Source organism: Streptococcus sp. 'group B' (genome assembly GCF_002073795.1).
GTDB lineage: Bacteria > Bacillota > Bacilli > Lactobacillales > Streptococcaceae > Streptococcus > Streptococcus agalactiae.
The window spans coordinates 2,002,361-2,017,952 of sequence record NZ_CP020432.1 but is presented as its reverse complement, the minus strand read 5'-3'; the positions used below and the strand labels follow the sequence as shown (position 1 = coordinate 2,017,952).

The 15,592-nt window shown below is 35.9% G+C and carries 12 protein-coding genes; 11 read left to right on the top strand and 1 reads right to left on the bottom strand.

The genetic code is table 11. The features are described 5' to 3' along the window. Positions 1 to 149 precede the first annotated feature (149 nt). The 4 genes from ulaG to A6J68_RS10560 all read left to right on the top strand — a co-directional run bounded on the left by ulaG (position 150) and on the right by A6J68_RS10560 (position 7,055). Positions 150 to 1,241, top strand: coding sequence for an L-ascorbate 6-phosphate lactonase (gene ulaG, locus A6J68_RS10580; RefSeq protein WP_001134214.1), 1,092 nt, complete (start codon positions 150 to 152; stop codon positions 1,239 to 1,241). 89 nt (positions 1,242 to 1,330) lie between these two features. Continuing rightward, positions 1,331 to 3,709, top strand: coding sequence for a phosphoketolase (locus tag A6J68_RS10575; RefSeq protein WP_001288407.1), 2,379 nt, complete (start codon positions 1,331 to 1,333; stop codon positions 3,707 to 3,709). A 376-nt stretch (positions 3,710 to 4,085) separates the two neighbouring features. Continuing rightward, entirely contained in the window at positions 4,086 to 5,309 is a 1,224-nt protein-coding gene (locus tag A6J68_RS10565; RefSeq protein ID WP_000181804.1) for a quaternary amine ABC transporter ATP-binding protein, read from the top strand. An 18-nt stretch (positions 5,310 to 5,327) separates the two neighbouring features. Then, positions 5,328 to 7,055 (top strand): ABC transporter permease/substrate binding protein, encoded by a 1,728-nt coding sequence (locus A6J68_RS10560; protein WP_000429361.1) that lies wholly within the window; start codon positions 5,328 to 5,330, stop codon positions 7,053 to 7,055. Positions 7,056 to 7,349: 294 nt separating this feature from the next. Here A6J68_RS10560 and A6J68_RS10555 read toward each other — a convergent pair whose 3' ends face one another. Beyond that, entirely contained in the window at positions 7,350 to 8,516 is a 1,167-nt protein-coding gene (locus A6J68_RS10555; protein WP_000160598.1) for an IS30-like element ISSag9 family transposase, read from the bottom strand. Positions 8,517 to 8,747: 231 nt separating this feature from the next. Between A6J68_RS10555 and A6J68_RS10550 the strand changes: the two genes are divergently transcribed. The 7 genes from A6J68_RS10550 (at position 8,748) to dltB (ending at position 15,581) form a co-directional block, all read left to right on the top strand. Beyond that, positions 8,748 to 10,103, top strand: a complete 1,356-nt coding sequence (locus A6J68_RS10550) for a YjiH family protein (RefSeq protein WP_000712227.1) — start codon at positions 8,748 to 8,750, stop codon at positions 10,101 to 10,103. A 183-nt stretch (positions 10,104 to 10,286) separates the two neighbouring features. Beyond that, on the top strand, positions 10,287 to 10,421 hold the full coding sequence (gene rpmH, locus A6J68_RS10545) for a 50S ribosomal protein L34 (protein ID WP_000831903.1): 135 nt from the start codon (positions 10,287 to 10,289) through the stop codon (positions 10,419 to 10,421). 355 nt (positions 10,422 to 10,776) lie between these two features. Beyond that, a complete protein-coding gene (gene dltR / locus A6J68_RS10540; protein WP_001238594.1) occupies positions 10,777 to 11,451 on the top strand; it encodes a two-component system response regulator DltR in 675 nt (224 codons plus the stop codon). After that, positions 11,451 to 12,638, top strand: coding sequence for a two-component system sensor histidine kinase DltS (dltS, locus tag A6J68_RS10535; RefSeq protein WP_000490535.1), 1,188 nt, complete (start codon positions 11,451 to 11,453; stop codon positions 12,636 to 12,638). Before dltR ends, dltS begins: the two co-directional genes overlap by 1 nt. A gap of 10 nt (positions 12,639 to 12,648) precedes the next feature. Further along, complete coding sequence (locus tag A6J68_RS10530) at positions 12,649 to 12,771, top strand: teichoic acid D-Ala incorporation-associated protein DltX (RefSeq protein ID WP_000806141.1); 123 nt, start codon at positions 12,649 to 12,651, stop codon at positions 12,769 to 12,771. Between the two features lie 12 nt (positions 12,772 to 12,783). After that, positions 12,784 to 14,319, top strand: coding sequence for a D-alanine--poly(phosphoribitol) ligase subunit DltA (gene dltA / locus A6J68_RS10525; protein WP_000581010.1), 1,536 nt, complete (start codon positions 12,784 to 12,786; stop codon positions 14,317 to 14,319). Continuing rightward, positions 14,316 to 15,581, top strand: a complete 1,266-nt coding sequence (dltB, locus tag A6J68_RS10520; protein ID WP_000613595.1) for a D-alanyl-lipoteichoic acid biosynthesis protein DltB — start codon at positions 14,316 to 14,318, stop codon at positions 15,579 to 15,581. The genes dltA and dltB overlap by 4 nt, the downstream gene beginning before the upstream one ends. Positions 15,582 to 15,592 lie beyond the last annotated feature (11 nt).

Below are 15,592 nucleotides of genomic sequence, written 5' to 3'. Positions count from 1 at the left end.
TTGTGCTTATTTTAATTAAAATTATGAGTCTAATTTGGAACAGACAGCCCAGTTTTGAACACATAAATGTGTGACACTTGGTCTTTTTTTCAAAAGTATTTGAACTTATACTAGTAGATGTAAGAAACAATTAATCAGGAGGAAATAAAATGCCTAACGTTAAAGATATTACTAGAGAATCATGGATTTTATCAACATTCCCAGAATGGGGTACATGGCTAAACGAAGAAATTGAAGAAGAAGTTGTTGCTGAGGGCAACTTTGCAATGTGGTGGTTAGGAAACTGTGGTGTTTGGATTAAAACACCAGGTGGTGCTAATGTTGTTATGGACCTATGGTCAAACCGCGGTAAATCAACAAAAAAAGTAAAAGATATGGTTCGTGGACACCAAATGGCTAATATGGCAGGTGTTCGTAAACTCCAACCAAACTTACGCGCACAACCAATGGTTATTGATCCATTTGCTATTAATGAATTGGATTACTATCTTGTTTCACATTTCCACAGTGACCACATTGATATCAACACTGCGGCAGCCATTATTAATAATCCTAACTTAGACCATGTTAAATTTGTTGGGCCATATGAATGTGGTGAAATTTGGAAAAAATGGGGAGTTCCAGAAGAACGAATCATCGTGATTAAACCAGGTGAATCATTTGAGTTTAAAGATATCAAAGTTACTGCTGTTGAATCATTTGACCGTACTTGCTTGGTGACACTTCCAGTAGATGGTGCAGAAGAACATGATGGAGAACTTGCTGGTTTAGCCGTGACTGATGAAGAAATGGCTCGTAAAGCAGTTAACTATATTTTTGAAACACCAGGTGGAACAATCTATCATGGAGCTGACTCACATTTTTCAAATTATTTTGCTAAACATGGTAAAGACTACAAGATTGACGTAGCTATTAACAACTATGGTGATAACCCAGTTGGTATTCAGGATAAAATGACTTCAATCGATCTTCTTCGTATGGCAGAAAATCTCCGTGCCAAAGTCATTATTCCTGTACACTACGATATCTGGTCTAACTTCATGGCTTCTACAGACGAAATCTTACAATTGTGGAAAATGCGTAAAGAACGCCTTCAATATGACTTCCATCCATTTATTTGGGAAGTTGGAGGTAAATACACTTATCCACAAGATAAAGATAGAATTGAATACCATCACCCACGTGGTTTTGATGATTGCTTCGAACAAGAATCAAATATTCAATTTAAAGCACTTCTATAATGGCTAATGAGAGACTGTATGTCGCATGATATGCAGTTTTTCAATTTTAAAATATGTTACTAAAATCACAATTAAGATTAGGAGAAATAATGTCAGAATTTGATACAAAATCATATTTAGAAAAACTTGATGCATGGTGGAGAGCAGCTAATTATATTTCTGCAGCACAAATGTATCTAAAGGATAACCCTCTCTTGAGACGAGAGCTGGTTGAAAACGACTTAAAGGTTCATCCAATTGGTCACTGGGGCACTGTACCTGGACAAAATTTTATCTATGCTCACTTAAATCGCGCTATTAATAAATACGATTTAGACATGTTCTATATTGAAGGTCCAGGTCATGGTGGTCAAGTTATGGTATCTAATTCATATTTAGATGGTTCATATACTGAATTAAACCCAAATATTGAGCAAACAGAGGATGGCTTTAAGCAGTTATGTAAAATCTTCTCTTTCCCAGGTGGAATTGCATCCCATGCTGCACCAGAAACACCAGGGTCAATTCATGAAGGCGGTGAACTTGGTTACGCACTTTCTCATGCGACAGGTGCCATCCTAGACAATCCAGATGTTATTGCTGCGACTGTTATTGGTGATGGTGAAGGTGAAACAGGACCACTTATGGCTGGTTGGCTATCTAATACCTTTATCAATCCAGTAAATGATGGTGCTGTTCTACCAATCTTCTATTTAAATGGTGGTAAAATCCATAACCCAACTATCTTTGAACGTAAGACAGATGAAGAATTATCTCAGTTTTTTGAAGGATTAGGTTGGAAACCTATTTTTGCAGATGTTGTTGAACTCTCTGAGGATCATGCGGCTGCTCATGCTTTGTTTGCAGAAAAATTAGATCAAGCTATTCAAGAGATTAAAACCATTCAATCAGAAGCACGACAAAAACCAGCAGAAGAAGCTATCCAAGCAAAATTCCCTGTCTTAGTTGCACGTATTCCTAAGGGTTGGACTGGTCCAAAAGCTTGGGAAGGAACACCAATTGAAGGTGGCTTCCGCGCTCACCAAGTACCAATTCCAGTAGATGCCCACCATATGGAACATGTTGATTCTCTTTTGTCATGGCTTCAATCATACCGTCCAGAAGAATTATTTGATGAAAATGGTAAAATCGTTGATGAGATTGCTGCTATTTCACCAAAAGGTGATCGTCGCATGTCCATGAATCCAATAACCAATGCTGGTATTGTTAAAGCAATGGATACAGCAGATTGGAAGAAATTTGCTCTTGATATTAATGTTCCAGGTCAAATTATGGCACAAGATATGATTGAATTTGGAAAATATGCAGCAGATTTGGTAGATGCTAATCCAGATAATTTCCGTATTTTTGGTCCAGATGAAACGAAATCAAATCGTCTTCAAGAAGTGTTTACACGTACTAGCCGTCAATGGCTTGGTCGTCGTAAACCAGATTATGACGAAGCTTTAAGTCCAGCTGGACGTGTTATTGATTCCCAATTGTCTGAACACCAAGCAGAAGGTTTCTTAGAAGGTTATGTTTTAACTGGTCGTCACGGCTTCTTTGCTTCATACGAATCATTCCTTCGCGTTGTAGATTCAATGGTAACACAACATTTCAAATGGTTACGTAAATCAAAAACACACACAACATGGCGTAAAAATTATCCAGCGCTTAACCTAATTGCAGCTTCAACTGTTTTCCAACAAGATCATAATGGTTATACTCACCAAGATCCAGGTATTTTAACTCATTTAGCTGAAAAAACACCTGAATACATTCGTGAATATTTACCAGCAGATACTAACTCACTTCTAGCTGTTATGGATAAAGCGTTTAAAGCTGAAGATAAAATTAATTTAATTGTGACATCTAAGCACCCTCGTCCACAATTTTACTCTATTGCTGAAGCAGAAGAGTTAGTGGCAGAAGGATATAAGGTGATTGACTGGGCTTCAAATGTGTCGCTTAATCAAGAGCCAGATGTTGTCTTTGCTGCGGCGGGAACAGAACCTAACTTAGAAGCTTTGGCAGCTATTAGCATTCTTCATAAGGCTTTCCCAGAACTTAAGATTAGATTTGTTAATGTATTAGACATCCTAAAACTTCGTCATCCTTCACAAGATGCTCGCGGTTTATCAGATGAAGAGTTTAACAAAGTCTTTACCACAGATAAACCTGTTATTTTTGCTTTCCATGGTTATGAAGATATGATTCGAGATATTTTCTTTAGTCGTCACAATCATAATTTGCATACGCATGGTTACCGTGAAAATGGTGACATCACAACACCATTTGATATGCGCGTGATGTCAGAATTGGACCGATTCCATCTGGCACAGGATGCAGCTCTTGCTTCTTTAGGAAATAAAGCACAAGCCTTCAGTGATGAAATGAATCAAATGGTTGCTTATCACAAAGACTATATTCGTGAACACGGAGACGATATTCCAGAAGTACAAAATTGGAAATGGGAAAATATCAAGTAGTCACTTTTTTCAGGCCTATACTTACAAACAAAAACACTTTTAGATTTTTTCTAAGGGTGTTTTGTTATTTTATAGAAGAATGACCGCTTTTTCAAAAGTATTAAGTGGTCACTTTTAAAGTTGTAATATTAATACTAATAAGTCTTTAAATAATTCAATAATGCCATAACAATAATGGTGTGGGCTAATTAAAATATCTCTAAGCAAAGGTGTTGACATAAAGAGACCATACATGATATTATAGTTATGTTCTGTTTCGGCAGTTTATTTTTTTGAGTAAAAAAGTGACTACCCTTTTACGATAACTTAACGTCACTTTATAGATAAGACACATAACCTTAAAAATAAGATACGAAATTTTTAGTAGGAGATAAGAATGACAAATATTTTAGAAGTGAAGAATTTAACCAAAATTTTTGGGAAAAAGCAAAAAGCTGCTCTTGAAATGGTTAAGCAAGGAAAAAGTAAGACAGAAATTCTTGAAAAAACAGGAGCGACTGTAGGTGTCTATGATGCGAGTTTTGAAATAAAAGAAGGCGAAATTTTCGTTATCATGGGACTTTCTGGTTCAGGAAAATCAACTTTAGTTCGGATGTTAAACCGTTTGATTGACCCATCATCAGGAAATATCTATTTAGATGGTAAAGATATTGCAAAGATGAATGTAGAAGATTTACGTAACATTCGTCGTCATGATATCAACATGGTTTTCCAAAATTTTGGTCTTTTCCCACATCGTACAATTTTAGAAAATACAGAGTTTGGGTTAGAGATGCGTGGTGTTTCTAAGGAAGAACGTACAACGTTAGCTGAAAAAGCTTTGGACAATGCAGGTCTATTACCGTTTAAAGATCAGTACCCCAGTCAATTATCAGGAGGAATGCAACAGCGTGTTGGTTTAGCACGTGCCCTTGCTAACAGCCCTAAAATCCTTCTGATGGATGAGGCCTTCTCAGCTTTAGACCCATTAATTCGTCGTGAAATGCAAGATGAGCTTCTTGATCTTCAAGACACGAATAAACAAACTATTATTTTTATCAGCCATGATTTGAATGAAGCGTTACGTATTGGTGATCGTATTGCTCTGATGAAAGATGGAGAAATCATGCAGATTGGTACAGGAGAAGAGATTTTGACTAATCCGGCTAATGATTTTGTTCGTGAGTTTGTTGAAGACGTTGATCGCTCAAAAGTGTTAACTGCTCAAAATATTATGATAAAACCTTTAACAACTGTTTTAGAAATTGATGGCCCACAAGTTGCTTTAACAAGAATGCATCGTGAGGAAGTCTCAATGTTAATGGCAACGAATCGTCGTCGCCAACTTCTGGGATCCCTAACTGCAGATGCTGCAATTGAAGCTCGTAAGAAAGGTTTGCCGCTTTCTGAAGTGATTGATAAAGATGTTGTAACGGTCTCAAAAGATACAGTTATTACAGATATCATGCCTTTAATTTATGATTCATCTGCTCCGATAGCCGTTACTGATGATAATGATAGACTCCTAGGGGTTATCATTAGAGGACGTGTGATCGAAGCACTTGCTAACGTTCAAGATGAAACAGTAGTAGAATCGCCAAAAGAAACGGTAGAAGCTTAATAGAGAGGACAATTCATTTTGGAAAATTTATTACAACATAAGTTACCGGTCGCACCATTTGTAGAGTCAACGACCAATTGGATTACGAAAACTTTTTCTGGTTTATTTGACTTTATCCAGACAATCGGTAATGCATTGATGGATTGGATGACAAAAACATTACTATTCATTAATCCTTTACTTTTTATTGTACTAATTACAATTGCTGTATTTTTCTTAGCTAAGAAAAAATGGCAATTACCGACATTTACTTTCATTGGTTTGCTATTTATCTATAACCAAGGGCTGTGGGAACAGTTGATTAATACTTTTAACTTGGTTTTAGTAGCAAGTTTAATTTCTATTATTATTGGTGTACCACTAGGTATTTGGATGGCAAAAAGTGATAAAGTTAAACAAGTTGTTAATCCAATTCTTGACTTTATGCAAACTATGCCGGCATTCGTTTACCTTATTCCTGCAGTAGCCTTCTTTGGTATCGGTATGGTACCAGGTGTTTTTGCCTCTGTTGTATTTGCTCTGCCTCCAACAGTGCGCTTTACTAACTTGGCTATTCGTGAAATCCCACTTGAATTAATAGAAGCATCTGATTCATTTGGTTCAACAGCTAAGCAAAAATTATTCAAAGTTGAACTACCACTTGCTAAGAACACTATTATGGCAGGAATCAATCAAACTATGATGTTGGCTCTTTCTATGGTGGTTACAGGATCTATGATCGGTGCACCTGGACTTGGTCGTGAGGTGTTATCGGCGCTTCAACATGCTGATATTGGTACAGGATTTGTTAGTGGTCTATCGCTAGTTATTTTAGCAATCGTGTTAGACCGTGTTAGTCAATTCTTTAATTCCAAACCGGGTGAGAAGCAAGCTAAAACATCAAAAGTTAAAAAATGGGTAGGTTTAGGGGCCCTGGCTCTCTTCATTCTAGCAGCTCTTGGTCGCATTGTTGTCAATATGACTTCAGGAAATGAAGCCAAAGGTCAAAAAGTGAAGATAGCTTATGTCCAATGGGATTCAGAAGTTGCTTCAACCAACGTTATTGCTGAAGTTTTAAAATCTAAAGGATATGATGTTGAATTGACACCACTTGACAATGCGGTCATGTGGCAAACAGTCGCCAATGGGAATGCTGATTTTACAACAAGTGCTTGGTTACCAAAGACCCACGGGCAATATTTTAATAAATACAAAAATAGTTTAGATGACTTAGGTCCTCACGTTGAGAACGTCAAAATAGGTTTAGTTGTTCCTAAATACATGAACGTAAATAGTATTGAAGAATTATCAAATCAAGCAGATAAACAAATTACAGGTATCGAACCAGGTGCAGGTATTATGAAGTCTGCTAAACAATCCCTTAAAGATTATCCAAACCTTTCAAGTTGGAAGTTGTTATCAGCATCAACAGGAGCTATGACAACAACCTTAGGGAAGGCTATCAAAAACAAAGATCAAGTAGTCATTACAGGTTGGTCACCTCACTGGATGTTTGCTAAGTATGATTTAAAATACCTTAAAGATCCTAAGAAATCATTTGGTGGTGAAGAACATATCAATACAATAGCACGCAAGAATTTGAAAAAAGATATGCCAAAAGTATATAAAATTATCGATAAGTTCAAGTGGACTAAAGAAGATATGGAATCTATCATGTTAGATATGGATAAAGGTATGGAGCCTGCTAAAGCAGCTCAAAAATGGATTAAAAACCACAAAAAAGAAGTTTCAGAGTGGACTAAATAGTATAGAAAAAAACACGTCTCTCTTAGAGCGTGTTTTTTAATGTGACTTAAGTCGTTTTAGCTATTTAATATAAGTTTTATATTATTTTAATACATCAAAAGTGAGAGAATGAAAGAAATGGCAGGTTATAAAGTATTACTAAGCTAAATTCTCAAAGTAAGTTCCACCTCTAGTAGAAATGGAATTTAGTCTGATAAAAACCAATAAAAACCAACGAAAATCCGTCTCAGACTAAGTTCCGCTATGGTTGAAGTTAGTGTGAGACGTTTAGGTTGTATCAGTTAGTTGATTAGGTTAGATTTTGTCTTTTAATAGTTTGGGAGATTGGCAGACGTCTTCCGCAGTAATTTCCTCAATACCGAGTATACTTGCGATGTCTTTTCCGTAAGTAAAAGAGAATAGCTCATAAGCCGTTTTACCATTTAGAGCCTGTCTCTTAACGCTGTTGATATGAGATAGTGCCAGATTAATGTCCTCTTGAGTCAAGTTGTCGAAGGAAGTCCCCTTAGGCAGTATGTCTCTCACGAGGGTATGATTCTTCTCGATTCTTGCTTTCTGGTCAGACCGATTAGGGTCACAAAAGAAGAGTTGAGACTGTCCACAAACATCTATCTCAATATCATCCACTCTAGCGAATTCCCCACCATTATCCGTTAGGATAACAGGAAAGAGTTCGAAGAAGTCTCTCTTGTTATCATAGAGTGTCCTCTTAATGACCTGTATGTGTTTAGCAGTTTCGATAGCTGTCTTAGAATCCATCAGTTTGGCAAAGATGAAGTTACAGAAGGCGACATTGAAGGTGAGAAGGACCTTTCCACCAATCCGTCCAATAACCGTGTCCATTTCAAGCCAGGAGTTCAGCTCTGATTGGTTCATGTGTTCTATAAAATCCTCGTACCGTCGCCCTTCTTTAATCGCTTTTGGAATAGGAGGGAGTGTGCTCTTTCGCCTTTTTTTGAACTTCACAGCTCTGGGTAGGTCGATTGGTGTGATGGATAGGTAGCCTTTCTTGATGTGTCGATAAACGGTTGAAGAACTCACTTCTAGATCGTTGGTTTTGAGGATATGATAGATACGTTGGCCCTTCTTGACCCCATTAGAAAGCACTCTATCTATTTTCCAGAAGGTCTCTTTGTTCAAAGGGATTCCTTCTCTAGATTCAACTAAAAGTTTTTCATAGTTTCTTTGAGCTTGCTTAGCAAGATAGAAGGTCTTCTTGTAACCACAGTTGATCCTCCTCTTTGGACACCCATTACAAACATAGGGAGCTTTTCTTAGTAGCGGACAGTCTAGGCAGTCTTTGGTTGATTCTCTTAGTTGCTTATTTCGTTTGACTTCTTTTGCGATAGTAGTAGGGTGTTTCAGTAGATTAAGCCCGATGGCTTTAAAGGTTTCTCCTCTATCCAAACCAGATTGGATGTCATTACGGTCTGAGAGAGTTAGGTGTTTGTGTTTTGTCATGATGGATAAACTCATTTCTAACCCAAACGTCTCAGACTTAATTCCACCATAAAAATCCTTTTCACACTAACTTCCGGTTTTGGAGGGCAGACGGAACTTACTTTGAGAAATTACTAAAGTATTACTAAGTAAAATTTTCTTTAATTCAAGGTTGTTTTTTTTATTATAAAATTTTACAATGGAAGTTATGAGTATATTTAGAAACAATTCCATATTATCCAGGAGGATTGTATGAAAAAAGAAAGTATATCTATTAAAGATATCTTGTGGTTTATTATTCCGTCGTTATTTGGAGTATTATTATTAATGACTCCATTTAAATATAATGGTATGACAACAGTAGCTGTCTCTGTAATCTCTAAGACAATTAATCAATGGATTAACGCTGTTTTTCCTATACATTATATTATTTTACTAATCATTTTTATTTCATGTGTGTTAGCACTTTGTTATCGTCTGTTTAGACCTAGCTTTATTGAAAAAAATGACTTGCTAAAAGAAATTTCTGACATTACCATTTTCTGGCTGATTATTCGTTTGATCGGTTTGGCACTTGGTCTGATGACGGTTTTACATATTGGTCCTGAAATGGTATGTGGGAAAGAGACAGGCGGCCTTATCCTTTTTGATTTGATTGGTGGTTTGTTTACCATTTTCCTTGCTGCGGGTTTTATTCTTCCATTTTTGACAGAATTTGGTCTACTGGAGTTTGTTGGTGTCTTCCTAACTCCCATTATGCGTCCATTCTTTCAGCTACCTGGTCGGTCAGCAGTTAATTGTGTAGCCTCATTTGTAGGTGATGGTACTATTGGAATTGCTTTGACCGATAAGCAGTATGTTGAGGGTTATTATACCAGTAGAGAAGCTGCAACGATTTCCACTACTTTTTCAGCAGTATCAATCACTTTTTGTCTTGTTGTTTTGCAGAATGTTGGCTTAACTGATTATTTTGGCCATTTTTATCTAACAGTCATCATTAGCAGTGTTGTCTGTGCATTCATTATCCCTTATATCCCTCCCTTATCTCGTCAATCAAATAGTTATTACACTAAACCAAAGAAAGAAACATCTGAGGTAATTCCGGATGGTTATAACAAGATAGAGTGGGGACTTAAGCTTGCCATCGATAAATCAAAAGCAAATGGAAACATGAAGACTTTTGTCAATAATGCCTCTAAGACAGTACTTAGTTTATGGTTTGGCGTTATGCCAACAATTATGACTGTCGGAACAATAGCTTTGATTATTTCAGTATCAACACCTATTTTTAAAATTTTAGGTACACCATTCCTTCCGTTCCTTGAACTTTTAGGGATTCCAGAAGCAGATATTGCGAGTCAAACCATGATTGTTGGTTTTTCAGATATGGTTGTTCCTTCGATAATGGCGGCTGAAATTCACAGTGAGATGACAAGGTTTATTGTCGCAACAGTTTCTATTGTGCAATTAATTTATATGTCTGAGACTGGTGCGGTGATATTAGGTTCCAAGATCCCTATCAACATTCTAGAATTATTTATCATTTTTATAGAGAGAACAATTATTTCATTACCTATTATTGTTTTGATGGCACATCTTTTCTTTTAGTTGGAGAAAATAGAGAAGCATTTCTTGCTAACAAATAGAACTATTTACTGAAAAAAGACAAATGAACTTGAAAGTATTTCTTGACAAGAGGCCTAAAATTGTTATAAAATAGTATGGTATGTTTAGTAACTGATCAAAATAGCCGGCTAAACGAATACGAAAATCTATCAGGAGGTATTCAACGTGAAACGTACTTATCAACCAAGTAAAATCCGTCGCCAACGTAAACACGGATTCCGTCACCGTATGTCAACTAAAAACGGACGTCGCGTGCTTGCTAGCCGCCGTCGTAAAGGACGTAAAGTGTTATCAGCTTAATATAGATAGCAAAATAATATCAAGCCAACAGGTACTCGAGTCTGGTGGCTTTTTTGGTACCTTCATAACGATAAAGGTTTTTGTGAGAGTAGTTTGAGTATATTATAGATAAAGTTAATGAAAAGTGAGTTTATAATGCGGAAATTCGTAGACAAATAGCCCCTATTTTTGTTAGAATATGAGGAGATTTCTTATTGAGAAATATCTTTATAGCGAGTGATATTTTATTTTTTAGACGCTTGTATTATTGAAGTAGTTTAGTGACTTAGGAAATACTTTTATTAATATCGTTTTTTCAAGGTTATTTCAATTTTGCTAGTTTATACTATAATATATAAGGTAAGGTGACTAGAAAATGAGACTTCTTGTAGTTGAGGATGAAAAAAGTATAGCAGAGGCTATTCAGGCTTTATTGGCAGATAAAGGTTATTCTGTTGATTTAGCATTTGATGGAGATGATGGGTTAGAATACATTTTGACAGGTCTCTATGATTTAGTCCTGTTGGATATTATGTTACCCAAACGCTCAGGATTATCTGTTTTAAAAAGAGTGAGGGAAGCTGGTTTAGAAACCCCAATAATCTTTTTAACTGCAAAATCACAGACTTATGATAAAGTTAATGGTTTAGATTTAGGGGCAGATGATTATATCACAAAACCCTTTGAAGCAGATGAATTGCTAGCTAGAATTAGGCTGAGAACCAGACAATCTTCTCTAATCAGAGCAAATCAATTGCGGCTTGGAAATATAAGGCTTAACACAGATTCACATGAGCTAGAATCTAAAGAAAGTAGTGTAAAATTATCCAATAAAGAATTTCTCTTGATGGAAGTTTTTATGCGAAATGCAAAGCAGATTATTCCTAAAAATCAGTTGATTTCTAAGGTTTGGGGACCTTCAGACAATTCAGAATATAACCAGTTAGAAGTATTTATTTCTTTTTTGCGAAAAAAATTGCGCTTTTTAAAAGCAGACATTGAAATAATAACCACTAAGGGCTTTGGATATTCCTTGGAGGAGAGGACATAATGTTTAGTGATTTACGCAAAAAATTTGTCTTTTTGACCATGTCAATCCTTATTGTCGTTGTTCTCTTTCTATTTGCAGTTAGTAATCGCTACAATCAATATTGGGATGAATATGATGCATATAGGATTGTTAAATTAGTTGCCAAAAATGATTATTTAGGAATACCAGGCGATGAACCGATTGCTTTGGTGACTATAGATAACCAAAAGATGGTTAAGATTCAAAGCAATAATACTGATTTGACAAATGATGTTATCGAAAAATCTAGTTTGAAGCTCCTTGAGCAAGGAAAGAAGTCACGAAAATGGAAGTCTTTTATATATTCCATAAAAGAATATAAAGATAAAACCTACACCATAGCTATTATGGATTTGGCTAGTTATGAAGTCCCTTATGCAAGGCGTTTTCTAATTCTTGTTTTTACTATTTTTGGATTTTGTTTATTAGCAGCTGTAAGTCTTTATCTTTCTCGATTTATTGTAGGACCTGTAGAGACAGAAATGACTCGCGAAAAACAGTTCGTTTCAGATGCGAGTCATGAGCTGAAGACCCCTATTGCAGCTATACGAGCCAACGTTCAGGTTCTGGAACAGCAAATTCCAGGGAATCGTTATCTGGATCATGTTGTTTCGGAGACTAAGCGAATGGAGTTTTTAATTGAAGATTTGCTTAATTTGTCTAGACTTGATGAAAAACGCTCCAAGGTAAATTTCAAAAAGTTAAACTTATCTGTCTTATGTCAAGAAGTACTTCTAACATATGAAAGTTTGGCATATGAAGAAGAAAAGTGTTTAAATGATACGATTGAAGATGATGTCTGGATTGTTGGAGAAGAGAGTCAGATTAAGCAAATTTTAATAATTCTTTTGGATAATGCTATTAGGCATTCTTTGTCAAAATCAGCAATCCAGTTTAGTCTTAAACAAGCTCGAAGAAAAGCTATTCTGACAATATCAAATCCAAGTGCTATCTATTCCAAAGAGGTTATGGATAATCTCTTTGAGCGTTTTTATCAAGCTAAAGATGATCATGCAGATTCTCTCAGTTTTGGTCTAGGCTTATCTATTGCTAAAGCAATCGTGGAACGCCATAAGGGGAGAATTAGAGCATATCAAGAAAAAGACCAATTACGTCTTGAAGTCCAGTTACCAATTGATGGATTTTGGACCAATACCATGATTAATTAAAGGAAGAATGATGAAACCATATTTATCTTTTATTGGTAGAACGTTATTATACTTCGGTATTTTATTGTTACTAATTTACTTTTTTGCATACCTTGGTCGCGGACAAGGCAGTTTTATTTATAATGAATTCTAGGAGATGGTACAAATGATACATGATATGATTAAAACAATTGAGCATTTTGCTGAGACACAAGCTGATTTTCCAGTGTATGATATTTTAGGGGAAGTCCATACTTATGGACAACTTAAAGTAGACTCTGACTCTCTAGCTGCTCATATTGATAGCCTAGGCCTTGTTGAAAAATCACCTGTCTTAGTATTCGGTGGTCAAGAATATGAAATGTTGGCGACATTTGTTGCTTTAACAAAGTCAGGGCATGCTTATATACCGGTTGACCAACACTCTGCTTTGGATAGAATACAGGCTATTATGACAGTTGCTCAACCAAGCCTTATCATTTCAATTGGTGAATTTCCTCTTGAAGTTGATAATGTCCCAATCCTAGACGTTTCTCAAGTTTCAGCTATTTTTGAAGAAAAGACTCCTTATGAGGTAACACATTCTGTTAAAGGTGATGATAATTACTATATTATTTTCACTTCAGGGACTACTGGTTTACCAAAAGGTGTGCAAATTTCACATGACAATTTATTGAGCTTTACAAATTGGATGATTTCTGATGATGAGTTTTCAGTTCCTGAAAGACCGCAAATGTTGGCTCAACCGCCATATTCATTTGACTTATCAGTTATGTATTGGGCACCAACACTAGCTATGGGAGGCACCCTGTTTGCCCTACCAAAAACAGTAGTTAATGATTTCAAAAAACTATTCGCTACCATTAATGAATTGCCAATACAGGTTTGGACTTCGACACCATCATTTGCTGATATGGCGCTACTATCTAACGATTTCAATTCAGAGACCTTGCCACAGTTAACACATTTTTATTTTGATGGGGAAGAGTTAACTGTCAAGACTGCACAAAAACTTCGTCAACGTTTTCCAAAAGCTCGTATCGTTAATGCATATGGGCCAACAGAAGCAACAGTTGCTCTATCCGCAGTAGCAATTACTGATGAAATGTTAGAAACATGCAAACGCCTTCCAATTGGTTACACTAAAGATGACTCACCAACGTATGTGATTGATGAAGAAGGTCATAAATTACCAAACGGAGAGCAAGGTGAAATCATTATTGCTGGACCAGCAGTATCAAAAGGCTATCTTAACAATCCAGAAAAGACAGCTGAGGCATTTTTCCAATTCGAAGGTCTACCTGCTTACCATACCGGTGACTTAGGAAGTATGACCGATGAAGGTCTTCTGCTTTACGGTGGGCGTATGGATTTCCAAATTAAATTTAACGGCTATCGTATTGAATTAGAAGATGTTTCTCAAAACTTAAACAAATCGCAGTATGTAAAATCAGCAGTAGCAGTGCCACGTTATAACAAGGATCATAAAGTTCAAAACTTATTAGCCTATATTGTCTTAAAAGAAGGTGTAAGAGATGATTTTGAACGTGATTTGGATTTGACAAAAGCAATTAAGGAAGACTTAAAGGACATTATGATGGATTACATGATGCCATCTAAATTTATCTATCGAGAGGATTTACCTTTGACACCAAATGGGAAAATTGATATCAAAGGTCTTATGAGCGAGGTAAACAAGTGATACAGGCATTTTTAGAAAAACTTCCTCACTTGGATGTTTATGGGAATCCACAATATTTCTTCTACCTTATCTTAGCTGTCCTACCAATTTACATCGGCTTATTCTTTAAGAAGCGTTTTGCCTTATATGAGATTATTTTTAGTCTAAGTTTTATTGTAATGATGTTGACTGGTAGTACTTTTAATCAATTGAAGTCACTATTGGCATACGTTGTCGGACAGTCTCTGCTAGTTTTTATCTATAAAGCTTACCGGAAACGATTTAATCATACTTTGGTCTTTTATGTAACGGTTTGTTTATCTATTTTTCCGCTATTTTTGGTAAAATTAATTCCAGCTATATCTGAGGATGGGCATCAGTCACTTTTTGGGTTTCTAGGAATTTCTTACCTTACTTTTAGAGCTGTTGCTATGATTATTGAAATGAGAGACGGTGTCTTGAAAGAATTTACTTTATGGGAATTCTTAAGATTTTTACTCTTCTTTCCAACTTTCTCAAGTGGACCAATTGATCGTTTTAAACGATTCAATGAGGATTACATTAATATCCCAGATCGAAACGAACTCCTAGATATGTTAGGTCAAGCGATTCATTATTTGATGTTAGGTTTTCTCTATAAGTTTATTTTAGCCTATATTTTTGGAAGTCTGATTATGCCTCCTCTAAAAGAATTAGCGCTAGAACAGGGTGGTGTGTTTAATTGGCCAACACTTGGGGTTATGTATGCCTTTGGTTTTGATTTGTTCTTTGATTTTGCAGGTTACACAATGTTTGCGTTGGCTATTTCTAACCTAATGGGGATTAAGTCTCCGATTAACTTTGACAAACCTTTCAAATCACGCGACCTAAAAGAATTTTGGAATAGATGGCATATGAGCCTTTCTTTCTGGTTTAGAGACTTTGTTTTCATGAGGCTTGTTAAGCTTTTAGTTAAAAATAAAGTTTTTAAAAACCGTAATGTTACTTCAAGTGTAGCTTATATTATCAATATGCTTCTTATGGGATTCTGGCATGGGTTAACTTGGTACTATATAGCCTATGGTCTCTTTCATGGGATTGGCCTAGTTATTAATGACGCTTGGGTACGTAAGAAGAAAAATATTAATAAAGAAAGAAGATTGGCTAAAAAACCACTTTTACCAGAAAACAAATGGACTTATGCTTTGGGTGTCTTCATCACCTTTAATGTAGTTATGTTTTCTTTCTTGATTTTTTCAGGATTTTTAGATCTTTTGTGGTTCCCACAACCGCATAACAAATAATAAGGAGTATT